Raw genomic sequence first — 14,350 nt, forward strand, 5'->3', positions numbered from 1 at the left:
GTCAGAACGCCTCGCCCGAGTCAGCGTTCGACCGCCGATATCGTCGTACTCTCCGGTATGACAGCAACCTGCCCTCCTGGTCGATCTGGGCCTGATAAACGGCGAGGATGTCGCCAGAGGAGGGAATCCGGCGATCCTCGATGACTTCGACGTTGACCAGCCAGCCGTCGTCGGCTGGTTCGACCGAGGTGATGCCCTCGGCCTCCTTCGTGGTCAGCCCGGCGATGTGCCGCATGCCGGCCCCGCCGGCCGTGACGGCGTCCAGCTTCTCCGCGACGGCGCCGCCCGAGCCCGTCTTCTCGGCGACGGCGCCGTCCTTAACAGACTTCCCGGCGACGGCGCCGTCCTTACCGGGCGTCCCGGCGACGGCGCCGTCCTTACCGGGCTTCTGGGCGACGGCGCCGTCCTTGTCGGCCACGCTCATCTCCCGGTCGCCAGTCGCAGGACGCGCTCGACCGCCTGGCGCTCCTCCTCCTCGGTGATCTGACCGGCCGCTCTCGCCGCCTCGATCTCCTCCAGCCGCCTGCGTACCGCGGCGGGATTGCGCAGCTCCCTGTCGGCTTGGTCCTGGATCATCTCGGCGAGCCGTACGAGCCCTTTTACCGGCAACATCGGCCAGGTGAAAATGCCGCTTACCAGGCCCACGGGCGTCCACCTCCCTAGCCCTGGGCGATGACGAAGTCGTAGGGCGCCATCGGCCCGAGCAGCCGCAGGTCCACGCGGCCGGCCCAGCGTTCGCCGAACTCCTGCATCGCCTTCTCCAGACTCTTCTGGCTGTCGCTCTTGGCGAGCAGGGCCACGTGAACCGCGTCCCACTCGTGGGTGGGGTCGCGCAGGGACGCCTGCATGTAGTGGCCGGACAGCCCGTCGATGACCATCTGGGTGTCCATGGCGCGCTTGGCCTCGACGGACGCGGTGATGATCTCGCCGAGCCGGATCCGCTCGTTGCGGGTGGCGTCCTCCGGCTTGCCCTTGATGGCCTCGCGCAGGGCCTGCGCCTCGGGGCTCTCGGCGAGGATCTCGGCCAGTACGGCCCGCTCGTCGTAGCGGCCCTTGACGACGAACTCGCTGTGGCCCTTGATCTGGTCGAGCGCGGAGGCGAAGTCGTCGTGGTGCGGCGCGAGCAGCTCTTCCACGACGGCGTCGTCGCTGGCCAGCACGCCGCCGAAGCGGAACGGCAGCACCGGCCCCTTGGCGGCGACGGCGTCGAGCAGGCCCTCGTGTGCCAGGAAGTCCCCCGGCCGGCCCAGGGGCTGGTCCACGTTGACGTCGCTGACGAGGGCCGCGATCCCGTCGTGCTCGATGGTCTTGACCTTGCCTGCCGGGTCGCCCAGCCCTTGCACGTCCGCGGGCACCTTGGTGCCGGAGGGCACGATGCCGTAGACGTAGCAGCCCAGGTTCTGGCTCTGACGAGTGGCCTGTTTGGGCACGGAGGCGCCGGATACCTTCGTTGAGCGTCCCATCTGCTTAGTCTTCCTCTCGCTTCGGCCGGATCTTTCTGCGCGGCGGGGCGGCGGGCTCCCGTTCGACGGAGACCTCCGGTTCGTCGTCCATGGAGGCCTCGGCGGCGGGGTCGCTCTGCTTGCCGGTGAGCTCCTGCAGCGTGTCGCCCGCCGCTTCCACCACGCCCTGGATGACTTCCTTGGTCTTGTCCCCGCTCGGCACGCCCTTGGCCTCACTGATGACCTCGGGCAGGCCCTTCTCGCTCTTGGCCATGTCCAGCCGGTTGGCGGCCTCCGCGAAACGCAGGTAGGTGTCGACGCTGGCGATGACGACGCGCGTGTCGATGGTCAGGATCTCGATCCCGACGAGTGACACCCGGACGTAGGCGTCGATCACCAGGCCCCTGTCGAGGATGGTGTCGATGACGTCGGCCAAGCCCGTGGGGCCGTGACCGCCCATTTGTCCGGCTGACGCCGGTTGCACAGACGTAGTCATGTGGTTTCCCCCTTGCTCCCCGCGAGCCTGCCCGCGAAAAAGGGACGAGGAACCACATACGACGTAAAAACCGGCAGATTTGACACACCATGCGCTTATGGTCGATTACTCGCCGCAAACTTGGCGCCGCCGGGGGTTTGCCTCAGGGGCCGACGCGGGCCGCCACCAAGGGCCTCAGAGGCCGGAGCGGGCCGCTCACAAAGGCGTCAGGTGCTGGCGCGGACCGCCAGCAGGGGCGTCAGGAGGGTGGAGTCGGGCACCGTACGCCCCTCCAGTTTCTCCATCACCAGCCGCACCGCCTCCCTCCCCACCTCCTCCGCCGGAATCAGCACGGACGTCAGCGGCGGCCCCGCCCGCTCGGCCACGTCGTCCGGGCAGATCGCCACCACGGCCACGTCATGCGGCACCCGGCGCCCGAGCTGCCGCAACGCCGCCAGGACGTGGCTCACCGCCGCCTCGTTGTGCACCACCAGTCCGGACAGGCCGGGCCGGTCGAGGAACAGGTCGCGGACCGTCTCGTACACCTCGTCGAACGTCTCCTCGCACGGCAGCGCGACGCCCTTCAGCCCGTGGTCGTCCAGCGCCTCCACGAACCCCTCCCTGGTACGGGTGGCGAAGCCGGTGCCCCGGTCGTACACCACGGAAGGCGCCCCGAGCAGCGCGATCTCCTCGTGCCCCCGTTCGGCCAGATGCTCCACGCACCGCGCGCCGGCGGCGGCGAAGTCGAGGTCCACGCAGGTCAGCCCGGCGGGCTCGGCGGGGAAGCCGATGAGCACGCTCGGCTCGGGCAGCTCGCGCAGCAGCGGCACCCTGCGGTCGTCCAGCTCCACGTCCATCAGCACCAGCGCGTCCACCAGCGCGCTCGCGGCCACCCGGCGGATGCCCTGGGTGCCCTCGTCGGCGGTCAGCAGCAGGACGTCGTGGTCGAAGCGGCGGGCGGCCGTGACCACCGCGCTGGCGAAGCGCATCAGGACGGGCACGTGCATGCCGGCGCGCAGCGGCAGCACCAGCGCGATCACGTTCGAGCGCTTGCTGGCCAGGGCGCGGGCGCCGGCGTTGGGGTGGTAGCCGAGCGCGCTGATGCTGTCGAGCACGCGCCGCCTGGTGTCGGCCGAGATCGTCCGCTTGCCGCTGAGCACGTAGGAGACCGTACTCACGGCCACGCCCGCGTGCTTGGCGACCTGGGCGATCGTGACCGTGCGCCCGCTCAAGCCCCGGCCCCGAATGCGGCGCTTGTCAGGGTCACGCCCTCGTTCTCGAACACCACATAGAGATCGTGCACCCCGTCCACGCCCGGGAGCGAGGCCGTGACGGCGTGATAGTCGTACCGCTCGGTGCGCGGCACCGGGAGCGCGGCCACCGGCCGGCCGTAGAGCGGGTCGCCGAGCCGGATGGTGATCATGCCGCCCTCGGTGCTGCCCGCCGTGGCCACGCAGGTCGTCGCGCCGGTCAGGTCCACCTGGCGGAACAGGATCCAGGCGCCCTCCGCCTCGGAGCGCACCGCGTCGCCGTCCTGCCTGGTCTCGTCCACGAACGTGATCGCGTCGTACTCGTCGTGGTCCGCCGCGCGCAGCAGCCCCGACTGGGGCGGGATGACCTCGCCGTCGATCTCGAAGCGGGCGCTCAACCGCAGGTCGGTGGCGCTGCGGCCGACCATGAGCTGGTGCGGCGCGCGTTCCACGACGAACCTGCCCCTGGTGACGTCCCAGAACGCCAGGTCCTCGACGGGCAGGCGGAGCGCGACCGTGCGGCTCTCGCCCGGCTCCAGGCGCACCTTCTCGAACCCGCGCAGGCGGCGCAGCGGCTGCTTGACCCGCGAGCGCTGCTGGTGGGTGTAGAACTGGACGACCTCGACGCCGGGCCTGGCGCCCGTGTTCGTGACCGTGACCTCGGCCTCCAGCACGTCGCCTGCCGTACGGACGCGCAGGTCCGCGTAGCCGAACGTGGTGTAGCTGAGGCCGTGGCCGAAGGGGTGCTGGGGGACGCCGCGGAAGTACTGGTAGGTGGCGTCGGAGGCGATGATGTCGTAGTCGAGCAGGTCGGGCAGCTCCTGCTCTGAGCGGTACCAGGTCTGGGTGAGGCGGCCCTCCGGGTCGGCGTCGCCGAAGAGCACCTCGGCCAGGGCGTGGCCGTACTCCTGGCCGCCGTGCGCCGACCAGAGCACCGCGGGCAGCTCGCCCTCGGTCCAGGTGAGCGGGTAGCCGCTGGTGATGACCATGACGGTACGCGGGTTCGCCTTGCGCACGGCGCGGACCACGGCGTCCTGGGCGGAGGCCAGGGCGAGTGTCATGCGGTCCTCGGTCTCGCGGCCGTTGACGAGGGGGTGGTCGCCGACCACGACGACCGCCACGTCGGCCTCGGCGGCCAGGCGGGCGGCCTCGTCGGTGCCGCTCCTGACCACGTCCATGGCCAGCCAGGCGGCCTGGTCGGCGTCGTCCACCAGGCGCAGCACGCCGTCGTCCGCCACGCCGACGTAGCAGCCGGTCGAGATGTGGCGCAGGGCGAGCGTGCCGCGCGGGCGCTCCTCCGTGCGGAACGTCTGGCGCACCTCCCACCCGTTCGGCCCCGGCTGGTCGTTGACCAGGGTCGTGCCGTCCACGGACACGAACCGGCCCGTGGTCACGGCGCGCAGCGCGTACGCGCCGCCGCCCCAGTCGAACAGGTCGAACAGCCCCGGCTCCGCGGCCCCCGCGCGCAGCGGCCCGCCGGCGGGGTCGGCGGTGACGGGCCCGGCGTCGGCGGTCAGCGTCACCCGGTCCACGGCCTCGCAGAACGTCGTCTCGCAGCGCTCGGACAGGCCCGCGCGGGCGGTCACCGCGTACGGCAGGGTGCCGCTGTACCAGTCCTCCATCAGCGTGTCGCCGAGCTGCCCGATCACGGCCAGTTTGGTCACCTCGCGCAGCGGCAGCAGCCCGTCGTTCTCCAGCAGCACGAACGAGCGCCGCGCCGCCTCCCTGGCCAGCGCCTGGTGCTCGGGGCAGTTGACCACGTTGTCGGTGATGTCGTCGTACGGCGTCGCCGGGTCGAACTCGCCGAGCCGGAACCGGATCGACAACGCGTGCCGTACGGCGGCGTCCACGTCCGTCTCGGCGAGCAGCCCGCGCGCGAGCGCGTCGCGCAGGTGGCCGAGGGTGGCCTCGGCGCGGTCGTCGTCCTGGGTGAAGCTGTCGAGCCCCGCCTTGACGGCGTGCGCGTACGCCTCGGGCAGCGTGTCGTGGTAGCCCTGGAGGGCGGTGAGGTTGCCCGGCGCGTACGCGTCGCTGACGACCAGCAGGTCGCCGGGCGCCCAGGCGCGCAGCACCTGCCCGATCAGCGGGCTCAGGTGTGCGGGACGGCCGTTGACCAGGTTGTACGACGGCATCACGGCCACCGCCGCGCCCGACTCGATGGGGCCGCGGAAGGCGGGCAGCTCGTACTCGTGCAGCACCCGTGGCGGCAGGTTGCTGGAGGTCGTGCAGCGGTCGGTCTCGTTGTTGTAGGCCAGGAAGTGCTTGAGCGTCGGGGCGGTCTTCAGGATTTCGGGAGCGCTCCCACGAAGCCCGGACGCATAGGCGGTGGCCATGACCGAGGTCAGCCACGGGTCCTCGGAGTACCCCTCCTCGTTGCGCCCCCACCGGGGGTCGCGCAGCGGGTTGACCACGGGCGCCCACACGTTGAGCCCCGCCCCGGCGGGATCCTTGTGGTGGAAGGCCAGGACCTCGTCACCGGTCGCCGCGCCGACGCGGCGCACGAGGTCGCGGTCCCAGGTCGAGGCCAGCCCGATGGCCTGGGGGAAGACGGTGGCCGGGCCGAGCCAGGCCAGGCCGTGCAGCGCTTCGGTGCCCGTGCGGAACGCGCCGAGCCCCAGCCGCTCGACCGGCGCCTGGTACTGGTGCAGCAGGCCTGTCTTCTCCTCGAGCGTGAGCCTGCTCATCAGGTCGTCGATCCGGTCTCGAAGCGGGGCCGCTGGATCACGGAAGGGGGGTTGTTGCATGATCATCCCTCTGAGAGTGTCGAAGCGCTTCGACGACCGGCCTGGGGAAGTTACGCGGGCATTTCGGTGGGTTGACTGAAGGGTGCACGTCCGCGTGACCAAGGTCAAGGGATTCGCGACAATCCTCCGGGCAATCTTCCCGAATCAACGGAGTCGAGCACCCTCGCCGCGCCCCCCAGCGCGGCCGCGTCGTACCCCAGCGTGGAGGCCACGACCTGGCAACCTCCGGCTTCCGAGGCGATCACGCGGGAGCCCACCTCCTCGTGGACGGCGGGCAGCAGCCACGGCGCCAGCGGCACGTAGTAGCCGCCGAGGATCACCACCTCGGGGTTGAGCAGGTTCGCCAGGATCGACACCCCCTGCCCCAGGCTCCGGCCCACTTCGCCGAGGGTGGCGAGGGTCCCGGCGTCGCCGGCGCGCGCCAGGCGGACGACCTCCTCGATCTCCACCTGGATCTCCGCCGGTGACGGGTCCCTGCGCAGCACGGCGCCGATGCCCGCCATCGCCTCCAGGCAGCCGCGCCGCCCGCAGTGGCAGGCGGGGCCCTCGGGGTCGAGCTGCACGTGACCGATCTCGCCGCTGTAGCCGCGCCCGCCGCGCCGCAGCCGGCCGTCGAGGATGACGCCCGCGCCCACGCCCAGCTCGCCGGTCAGATAGACCAGGTCGGACGCGCCCGCGTGCGCCCCGAAACGCTGCTCGGCCAGGGCCGCGAGGTTGGCGTCGTTGTCGACCTGGATGGGGAAGCCGGGGTCGCGCAGCGCCTTGGCCAGGTCGCCGCCGATGTCGGCGTCGTGCCAGCCGAGGTTCGGCGCGATGCGCACGGTGCCCTGCACGTCGATCAGCCCCGGCACGGCCACGGCCAGGCCGAGCACCTGGCGCTCCTCCTTGGCCATCCGGCTGACCACGCGCCTGACGATCGCGCCGACGCCCGCCACGCCCTGGTTGACCGACTCGCCGCCCGAGAACGAGCGCCGCCACGTCAGCAGCCGCTCCCCCGCCAGGTCGGTGGCCACGGCCGACACGGTGTCGACGTTGATCTCGACGCCGATGGCGGCGTACGGGGAGCCGTCGAGCACCAGCATCGTGGCCGGCCTGCCGACGCGGTTCTCCGTGAGCCCGGTCTCGCGTACCAGCCGGCGGTCGATGAGGTCGGCGACCAGGCTGGAGACCGTCGCCTTGTTCAGCCCGGTGGAGGCCGCGATGTCGGCGCGCGAGCACGGCGCGTGCTCGCGGACGAACCGCAGCACGACCGCGAGGTTGGTGGCCCGTACGTCGGCGAAGTCGGCCGGCTGAGGGCCGGTCGTAGAAGTGATCAATATCAGCCCCGTTCCCGCCAAGAGATGACCCCAGCATGCCGCATCGCTGGCTCCCTTCACCAACCTGTGACCACCGCGCTCACTTGTGGGTGCCGTCACAGTCTACTAATTTGTTTGGCCGGAATACCAACTAATTTTCAGACGCCCATCCCCCACTCGGAGAAGGGAGCGAGCCATGCCCATGTCCACGTCTCGCCGCGGATTCCTCGGCCTGGTAGGCGCGAGCGTTCTGGTGGCGGGCTGCGCCGAGAAGAGACAGGTGTCCCAGGGCACAGCCGTGGCCGCCGACAAGCTCAAGAGCCTGGTGCCCACCAGGATCCCGTTCGACATCCCCGGCCTCAAGCCCGACCTGCCCGGCAGCGAGTTCGTCCAGCCCGGCTTCCTGACACGCCCCGCGCAGATGGTGCAGGCCGTCACCACCCCGCCGCTCACCAGCGGCAAGGAGGTGACCGCGATGACGCCGCTGTGGGGCACCGTGCCGCCCGGCCTCGGCAGCAACTCCTACTACGAAGAGGTCAACAAGCGCCTCGGGGGCACCGTCCGCTTCAACATCTCCGACGGCAACACCTACGGGCAGAAGCTCAGCACCGTCCTGGCCAGCGGCGACGTGCCCGAGATCGTCATGGTCCCGAACTGGGAGCTCATCAAGATCGGCCACTTCACGGAGGCGGCCAACAAGCTCTTCGCCGACCTGTCGCCCTACCTCGCCGGCGACAAGGCCAAGGAGTTCCCGCTGCTGGCCAACTACGACACCGCCGCCTGGCAGTACGGCGTCTTCGGCGGCATCCTCCAGGGCATCCCGTGGCAGAACGACCCGTACCCGTTCGCCACGTTCGTCCGCCAGGACATCATGCAGCAGCTCGGCCTCGAACACCCCAGGAGCGCCGACGACCTCGTCGCGCTCGGCAAGGCGATCACCGACCCCAAGAAGAAGCGCTGGGCGTTCGGCGGCGGCATGGAGCAGGAGCTCCAGCGCGCGTTCGGCGCGCCCCGCGAATGGCGCAACAAGGGCGACGGCACGCTCATCTACAAGTACGAGACTGAGGAGTGGGCCGCCCACATCGAGTTCCTCACCAAGCTCTTCGAGGCCGGCTACGTGCACCCCGACATCGTGGCCAACAAGGACGCCGACAACAAAGCCATCTTCGGCAGCGGCGAGATGGTCGTCTACCGCGACGGACTCGGCGCCTGGCACGAGGCCCTGGGCCGCTTCCAGGCCGACAACCCCGACTTCGACATGCAGATCGTCGACCCGTACCCCGCGCACGCCGGCGGCACGCCCATCATGTGGCGCAACGAGCCCGCCAGCATGTTCGTCTTCATCAAGAAGGGCCTCGGCGACGCCCGCACCCGCGAGCTGCTCTCCCTGTCGAACTGGGCCTCAGGGCCGTTCGGCACCCAGGAGTACGAGCTCTGCTACAACGGCGTCGAGGGCAAGCACTACACGGTCGAGGACGGCAAGGTCAAGCAGACCGCGCTCGGGCGCAAGGAGGTCGCGCCCACCTACCTGTTCCTGTCGGGCCGCCCCAACGCCAACTCGATGAGCCAGTACGAGGGCCTCGTCCAGGCGTCGTGGGACTGGCAGACCAAGGCGTCCAAACTCCTGGAGAACGACCCGTTCGTCGGCATCCGCGTGGAGACGCCGTCCAAGATGGCCGGGCTGACCACCCCCACCGAGGACAAGATGCAGGAGATCTTCCGCGGCAAGCGGCCCGTCTCCGAATGGCCCAAGATCGTCAAGGAGTGGCAGGAGCAGGGCGGCAACGAGGCGCGCGAGTTCTACCAGAAGGTCGCGCGTGAGAACGGCAGGCTTTGAGGAGCTTTTCATGAACGCGATGAGAGGCTTCCCGTGGGCGCCGTGACCACCCGGCGGCGCGCCCCCGGACGTACCACACCCCCACCGACCAGCACCAAGCCGCACGAGCTGACCTGGCGGGCCAAACTCCGCCGCGACTGGCCGCTGCTGGTGATGAACCTGCCGATGCTGCTGATCGTCGTCGCCTTCTGGTGGGTCCCGGCGCTCGGCAACGTGATCGCCTTCCAGGACTACAACCCCTACACCGACGGCATCCTCGGCAGCCCGATCATCGGCTTCACCAACTTCGCGCTGCTCTTCCAGGACCCGCAGTTCATCCGCGCCATCACCAACACCCTGTCCATCACCGCCTTCCAGCTCCTCTTCTACTTCCCCATCCCGATCCTGCTGGCGCTGCTGCTCAACAGCATCGTCTCCGCCCGGCTGCGGGCGTTCGTGCAGGGCGTCGTCTACATGCCGTTCTTCTTCTCCTGGGTGCTGGTCATCGCCATCTTCCAGCAGATGTTCGGCGGCGCCGGCCTGCTGGCCCAGACCCTGCGAGCGAACGGCTACGAGGGCGTCGACCTCATGACGAACTCCGACACGTTCATCCTGCTGCTCACGTCCCAGACCATCTGGAAGGACGCCGGCTGGGGCGCCATCATCTTCCTGGCCGCCCTCAGCACCATCGACCCCAACCTCTACGAGGCCGCCGCCGTGGACGGCGCCCGCCGATGGCGGCGCATGTGGCACATCACCCTGCCCGGCCTGCGCCCCGTCATCGTCCTGCTGCTCATCCTGCGCCTCGGCGACGCCCTGAACGTCGGCTTCGAACAGTTCATGCTGCAACGCAGCGCCGTCGGCAGCGAGGCGTCCGAAGTCTTCGACACGTTCGTGTACTGGTCCGGCATCCGCACCGGGGACCTCGGCTACGGGGCGGCGGCCGGCCTCTTCAAGGGCCTCGTCGGGCTGCTGCTCATCATCGCGGCCAACCGGGTGGCGCACGCGTTCGGCGAACGAGGGGTGTATTCGCGATCATGACCACACTGACGCGCAGACGGCCTGGAAAGCCCGCCAGGCTGGCCCCGTGGGAGGAACGCCCCTCACCGGCCGGGCAGCTCGGCAAGGGCGCCCTGATCACGCTCATCCTCGTCGCCGTGCTCGGCCCCCTCTACACCATCGTCCTGACCAGCCTCAGCTCCTCCGGCACCGTCACCCGGGCGGGCGGGCTCGTGCTGGTGCCCGACGGGATCACGTTCGAGGCCTACCGGCAGATCTCCTCCGACACCGTCGTCAGCCGGGCTGTGATCGTCAGCACCGGCGTCACCGTGGTGGGGACGCTCATCAGTGCCGGGGTTAGCATCCTGGGGGCGTACTCGCTGTCGCGCCCCGGGTCCTTCCTGCACCGGCCGCTGCTGTTCAGCGTTCTGCTGATGTTCGTGTTCTTTCCCGGAATCATTCCCGTATACCTGATGGTGAGCGGGCTCGGGTTGAAGGACAGCTACTGGGCGTTGATCCTGCCTACCGCTGTTTCGGCGTTCAACGTGGTGGTGCTGCGGTCGTTCTTCATGGGCATTCCGCAGGAGATCCTGGACAGTGCGCGGATCGATGGGGCCGGGGAGTTCCGGATCCTGGTCCAGATCGTTCTGCCGATGTCCAAGGCGGTCACGGCTGTGGTGGCCATGTTCTACGCGGTGGGATATTGGAATGCTTGGTTCAACGCGATGTTGTACATGGATGACACTCGGAAGTGGCCGTTGGCTTTGATCTTGCGGCAGTACGTGGTGGACTCCAACCCGCTGCCGGCGGCAACGGCCGGGGTCACGGGGGACGCGCCTCCCACCCTGGCTATCAAGATGGCCATCGTGGTGATCGCCGTCATTCCTGCGCTCATCATGTATCCCCTGGTGCAACGCCACTTCACCAAGGGTGTGATCGTGGGCGCCATCAAGGGCTGATCGCTCGGGCGTTCTTCCCGGGCCCGCCCCCAAAGGACCTCGCCTTACGGCTCGGGCTGTGTTCGTTCGGGGTTCGCGGCATTCGCCGCGAACCCCGGGGCGAGAGGGCTTCCCAGCCCTCTCGCGCTCTCCCCGGCATGAACCGTCCTAACGAGCCTTGGACACGTCCACCGAGACCGCAAGGACCACGTCGAGGACAATCAACCGCGCTGCAAGGCGCTCACGAGATCAGCAGCGAGCAGGGACGCGGCCAAGGCGACAGTCTCGGGCTCGCCGATCCCTTCTTCAGCGCGTCCGGCCATCATGGAGCCGAGCGCGTCGGGCCCGACCGCGAACAGTGCGGCCAGATGTTCGATGGCCTGGCCTGTGACCTCACTGCTGATGGGTTCGAGAGACAGAAGCGTAAAAGTGGCGGCCAGCTCTGCGGTGTCGGCGTCGATGAGGATGCGGTACGTGTCGTGCGCGTCCTTGTCGTTCAGCCGGTCAGGAGCAGAAAGTCGTTCCGCGATCTTATGGAGTTTGGCCACCAGCAGGGCCGCAGGCCCGGCGACCCTGACTTGGTAGACGCGAAGGTCGGCCGGGTCAAGGGCAGAGACGTTCATGCTCGAGTTGTCGATGACGGCGGCTTCCAGGCCTCGAGCGCGCCGAGTGGCACGGCGATCATGAGGTGGAATGCGGGCTCCCCGCGTGTTTCTCGTCCCTGGTCCTGCGAGGGCTTCGGGCACCATCAGATCGACGGGGATGCCCTCGGGGTTGAGCCACGCTCCGGGCTGTCCTCCGATGGGATCGCGATAGAAACCCGCACTCATCATGGACCGTTCCAAAAGCGGCTCGTCCTCCAGGATTCTCGGGTCGAGCGCGAGATCACTGTCTTTCGTCGTCTCGGCGAGTGCGACTGGACTTCCTGAGGTACGCAGGTAAATGGCCTGCGCACCGATGACGATCACAGCGTCGCGGTGGGCATCCAGCGCAGCCAACGCATCAAGCAGCGCGGATCGAGATCGTACGAGGATGTCGCCACTATCTACGCCAGGAGGATTCATGTCGCGTCATCCATTCGATGAGTTCTTCGGCTTCGGAGGGACTGCGTCCAGGACCCGTCATCAAGTCGACGGCGACCTGGGACGGCGCTGCGATCGTGAAACCGGAGGCGTCGGTGAGGGTACGGGTGAAGACGACGTCGGTTTCCGGCTCGGCCAGCATCACATTCGCTCCGGCATCCGCCGGGCGAAGGTCCCATAGTCGTGCAGTGTGTTGAGCATCCGCCGTGTAGATCATGGCAGCGCGGGCGGGAGCATAGGGGGCCCAGGTGGACGCGGCCAAGGTTCCGGTCACGGCGTACTGGACTGGATTCTCCGATGCCCGCCGCATGAGGTCCGGAAGGCCTCTTGGTGCTATCCAGCGTGTCACGCGACTGTTCCGCACGAACCCGTAGTCCTCGCTCCAACGTCTCAGCAGCGCGACCCAACTCGGAACCACAACCGCGCCCGAGCTGTTCCGCGTCACCAAGTCCTCGTTCTCGAGGAACTCGATCACCCGATAGGTGGACCCGGTAGAAGAATCGGCAGCTTTGACCAACTCGCGGATCGTCCAAGATCTGCCATAGTCCACCAGCGCGCGCACCACCTTCGCTGCCGGTGCGCCCTTCAACGTCCCACGCGGTCTCCCAGTGCCGCGCCACGGATCATGGTCAGCCCCGCGGTCTGCAAGGTACAGACCGGGCTTGGAGACGTTCAGGGCCATGTTGCCCGTCGCGTCTATGTAGGACAGGCCAGCCTCAGAGAGCCACTTGCGCACAGGTGGCGACAGGTAGCGGGCGACGACAAGCCCGTGGCTGCCTGGATGCTGCTTCGCCGCGGCATCCAGTTGTTGATGCAGCACAGTGAGGTCACGCCTTAGCACTACGCGCTTCGCTTCCACTAGCAGCACGACCGAGGTTCCGTCCGGTGCTGTCACCTGCCAAAGAGCGTCGAAGCGCGCATCCTGCGTTTCCCGGGCCAAGGGCCGGAGATCCCATCCAGTCGGCAACCGGTCATCGAGCGCAGCTCTTCCTACCTGCAGAAGTTCTGCTTCGCTCGGGGGCTGCGGGTCCGCCGCCATCACGGACTCTCCCGTCCTCGGTGTTCAGGAAACACCTTATCTCCGTTGGCCACGGAACAAGGGGGTTTCCTGAACACATGGCGTGTCGCTACGCAGCGCTACAGGCCTCCGGGACTAATCCGTGAAGATGTCCTCCGGCAGGAACGCCGACACCAGGAAGCTGGGCACGTCCACCAACTGGCTCACCTTGAGATCCACCGCCACGCTGCAGATCGCGTACGCCTGCTGCGCACTCCACCCCCGCTCCCCCAGATGCGAGATCATCTCCAGCAGCGCGTTCCGCGCCGCCAGCGTCGCGTCCTCGGCCACCACCTCACCGTCGCGGCTCACCGACATCCCGGTGGTCGCGTAGAAACGGCGCGGAGCCGCGTACGACGGCGCCACCCAGTAGTCCGAACGGGCGAAGCGCGGGCCCCTGATGCCCTTGGCCGCGGCCTCGCCCGGGTGGAGGGCGAAGCGGACGCGTAGGGTGGCGCGCATCTCGATGGCGGTGCCGCAGGCTTCGGAGTCGCCCTGGGCGAAGTGGGCGTCGCCGGCGGAGAAGAGGGCGCCCGGCGTGTCCACCGGGATGTACAGGCGGGTGCCGGCGCCGAGTTGCTTGATGTCCACGTTGCCCGCCTGTTCGCGGGGCGGGATGGTGCGCAGGCCGGTACGGCCGACGGTGGCGGGGACGGCGCCGTCCGGGGACGGTGGGAGGACGAAGCCGCCGCGCTCCAGGGCCGCCTGCTCGCGGGCGGTGATCCTGGACAGGGCGGCGTGGCCGGGTGAGAGGCCGATCGTGCCCATGAACGGGGCCGCCGGCACGCGTACGCCCGGCAGGTCGTCGGAGGTCGCCCAGCCGTCCGCGAGGTGCCAGCGCACGATGAACGGCTCGGGGAACACATCACGCAGGAAGCCGAAGCCGGGCACCTGCACGGTGTAGCCGTAGGTGTCAGGGGCGATCTCCAGGATCTCGATCTCCAGGAGGTCGCCCGGCTGCGCGCCGTCCACGTGGACCGGGCCGGTGAGCGGGTGGACGACGTCGAGGTCCGGGGCTTCGACGGTCTTCAGCGTGGCGTCCTGGCCCATCTGGCCGTCGAACGCGTCCCTGGTCTCCATGACGACCTCGTCGCCCGGCGCGCAGCGGACGACGGGCGGGATGTCGGGGTGCCAGCGGTTGTGGCCGGTTCCGGGCTCGTCGCGGAGCGGGAGGGCGGGGTCGATGCGGATCTCGTGCACGGGCATGGCGGGCCCCCTCGGGTGACGCGTGTGTGCGTCACGCTTCGCCCGC

General features: G+C 69.1%; 13 protein-coding genes. 3 read left to right on the top strand and 10 right to left on the bottom strand.

The genetic code is table 11. The features are described 5' to 3' along the window. Position 1: 1 nt before the first annotated feature. The 7 genes from gvpO to ABD331_RS30215 all read right to left on the bottom strand — a co-directional run bounded on the left by gvpO (position 2) and on the right by ABD331_RS30215 (position 7,227). Positions 2-418: a gas vesicle protein GvpO gene (gvpO, locus tag ABD331_RS30185; protein WP_344481773.1), complete on the bottom strand. Its 417-nt coding sequence runs from the start codon at positions 416-418 to the stop codon at positions 2-4. A gap of 2 nt (positions 419-420) precedes the next feature. Then, positions 421-645, bottom strand: coding sequence for a gas vesicle protein GvpG (locus ABD331_RS30190; protein WP_148438584.1), 225 nt, complete (start codon positions 643-645; stop codon positions 421-423). 14 nt (positions 646-659) lie between these two features. Continuing rightward, entirely contained in the window at positions 660-1,463 is an 804-nt protein-coding gene (locus ABD331_RS30195; protein WP_344481776.1) for a GvpL/GvpF family gas vesicle protein, read from the bottom strand. Positions 1,464-1,467: 4 nt separating this feature from the next. Beyond that, entirely contained in the window at positions 1,468-1,938 is a 471-nt protein-coding gene (gvpJ, locus tag ABD331_RS61040) for a gas vesicle protein GvpJ (protein ID WP_425566076.1), read from the bottom strand. Between the two features lie 206 nt (positions 1,939-2,144). After that, complete coding sequence (locus ABD331_RS30205; protein WP_148438587.1) at positions 2,145-3,149, bottom strand: LacI family DNA-binding transcriptional regulator; 1,005 nt, start codon at positions 3,147-3,149, stop codon at positions 2,145-2,147. Next, a complete protein-coding gene (locus tag ABD331_RS30210; protein WP_344481780.1) occupies positions 3,146-5,917 on the bottom strand; it encodes a glycoside hydrolase family 3 C-terminal domain-containing protein in 2,772 nt (923 codons plus the stop codon). The genes ABD331_RS30205 and ABD331_RS30210 overlap by 4 nt, the downstream gene beginning before the upstream one ends. Before the next feature lie 98 nt (positions 5,918-6,015). Beyond that, positions 6,016-7,227: an ROK family protein gene (locus ABD331_RS30215; protein ID WP_344481783.1), complete on the bottom strand. Its 1,212-nt coding sequence runs from the start codon at positions 7,225-7,227 to the stop codon at positions 6,016-6,018. Between the two features lie 181 nt (positions 7,228-7,408). Here ABD331_RS30215 and ABD331_RS30220 point away from each other — a divergent pair, with 181 nt between their 5' ends. The 3 genes from ABD331_RS30220 (at position 7,409) to ABD331_RS30230 (ending at position 10,980) form a co-directional block, all read left to right on the top strand. After that, entirely contained in the window at positions 7,409-9,043 is a 1,635-nt protein-coding gene (locus ABD331_RS30220) for an extracellular solute-binding protein (RefSeq protein ID WP_344481785.1), read from the top strand. Positions 9,044-9,076: 33 nt separating this feature from the next. Next, positions 9,077-10,063, top strand: coding sequence for an ABC transporter permease (locus ABD331_RS30225; protein ID WP_425566077.1), 987 nt, complete (start codon positions 9,077-9,079; stop codon positions 10,061-10,063). Positions 10,064-10,179: 116 nt separating this feature from the next. After that, positions 10,180-10,980 carry a carbohydrate ABC transporter permease gene (locus tag ABD331_RS30230; protein WP_344481790.1) on the top strand — a complete coding sequence of 267 codons (801 nt, stop codon included), beginning with the start codon at positions 10,180-10,182 and terminating at the stop codon, positions 10,978-10,980. Positions 10,981-11,180: 200 nt separating this feature from the next. Here the strand turns inward: ABD331_RS30230 and ABD331_RS30235 are convergent, their stop codons facing one another. The 3 genes from ABD331_RS30235 to ABD331_RS30245 all read right to left on the bottom strand — a co-directional run bounded on the left by ABD331_RS30235 (position 11,181) and on the right by ABD331_RS30245 (position 14,304). Further along, positions 11,181-12,023 carry a hypothetical protein gene (locus ABD331_RS30235; RefSeq protein WP_344481792.1) on the bottom strand — a complete coding sequence of 281 codons (843 nt, stop codon included), beginning with the start codon at positions 12,021-12,023 and terminating at the stop codon, positions 11,181-11,183. Then, entirely contained in the window at positions 12,001-13,080 is a 1,080-nt protein-coding gene (locus ABD331_RS30240; RefSeq protein WP_344482132.1) for a hypothetical protein, read from the bottom strand. The genes ABD331_RS30235 and ABD331_RS30240 overlap by 23 nt, the downstream gene beginning before the upstream one ends. Positions 13,081-13,194: 114 nt before the next feature. After that, positions 13,195-14,304, bottom strand: coding sequence for an acetamidase/formamidase family protein (locus ABD331_RS30245; RefSeq protein WP_344481794.1), 1,110 nt, complete (start codon positions 14,302-14,304; stop codon positions 13,195-13,197). Positions 14,305-14,350 lie beyond the last annotated feature (46 nt).

The sequence above is a fragment of the Nonomuraea monospora genome, from assembly GCF_039531895.1.
GTDB lineage: Bacteria > Actinomycetota > Actinomycetes > Streptosporangiales > Streptosporangiaceae > Nonomuraea > Nonomuraea monospora.

Bases quoted from the DNA above. Each gene is read 5' to 3' on its own strand.
- ABD331_RS30195 (WP_344481776.1), bottom strand. From the start codon at position 1,463: ATGGGACGCTCAACGAAGGTATCCGGCGCCTCCGTGCCCAAACAGGCC.
- gvpJ (WP_425566076.1), bottom strand. From the start codon at position 1,938: ATGACTACGTCTGTGCAACCGGCGTCAGCCGGACAAATGGGCGGTCAC.
- ABD331_RS30210 (WP_344481780.1), bottom strand. From the start codon at position 5,917: ATGATCATGCAACAACCCCCCTTCCGTGATCCAGCGGCCCCGCTTCGA.
- ABD331_RS30220 (WP_344481785.1), top strand. From the start codon at position 7,409: ATGTCCACGTCTCGCCGCGGATTCCTCGGCCTGGTAGGCGCGAGCGTT.
- ABD331_RS30235 (WP_344481792.1), bottom strand. From the start codon at position 12,023: ATGAATCCTCCTGGCGTAGATAGTGGCGACATCCTCGTACGATCTCGA.
- ABD331_RS30240 (WP_344482132.1), bottom strand. From the start codon at position 13,080: ATGGCGGCGGACCCGCAGCCCCCGAGCGAAGCAGAACTTCTGCAGGTA.
- ABD331_RS30245 (WP_344481794.1), bottom strand. From the start codon at position 14,304: ATGCCCGTGCACGAGATCCGCATCGACCCCGCCCTCCCGCTCCGCGAC.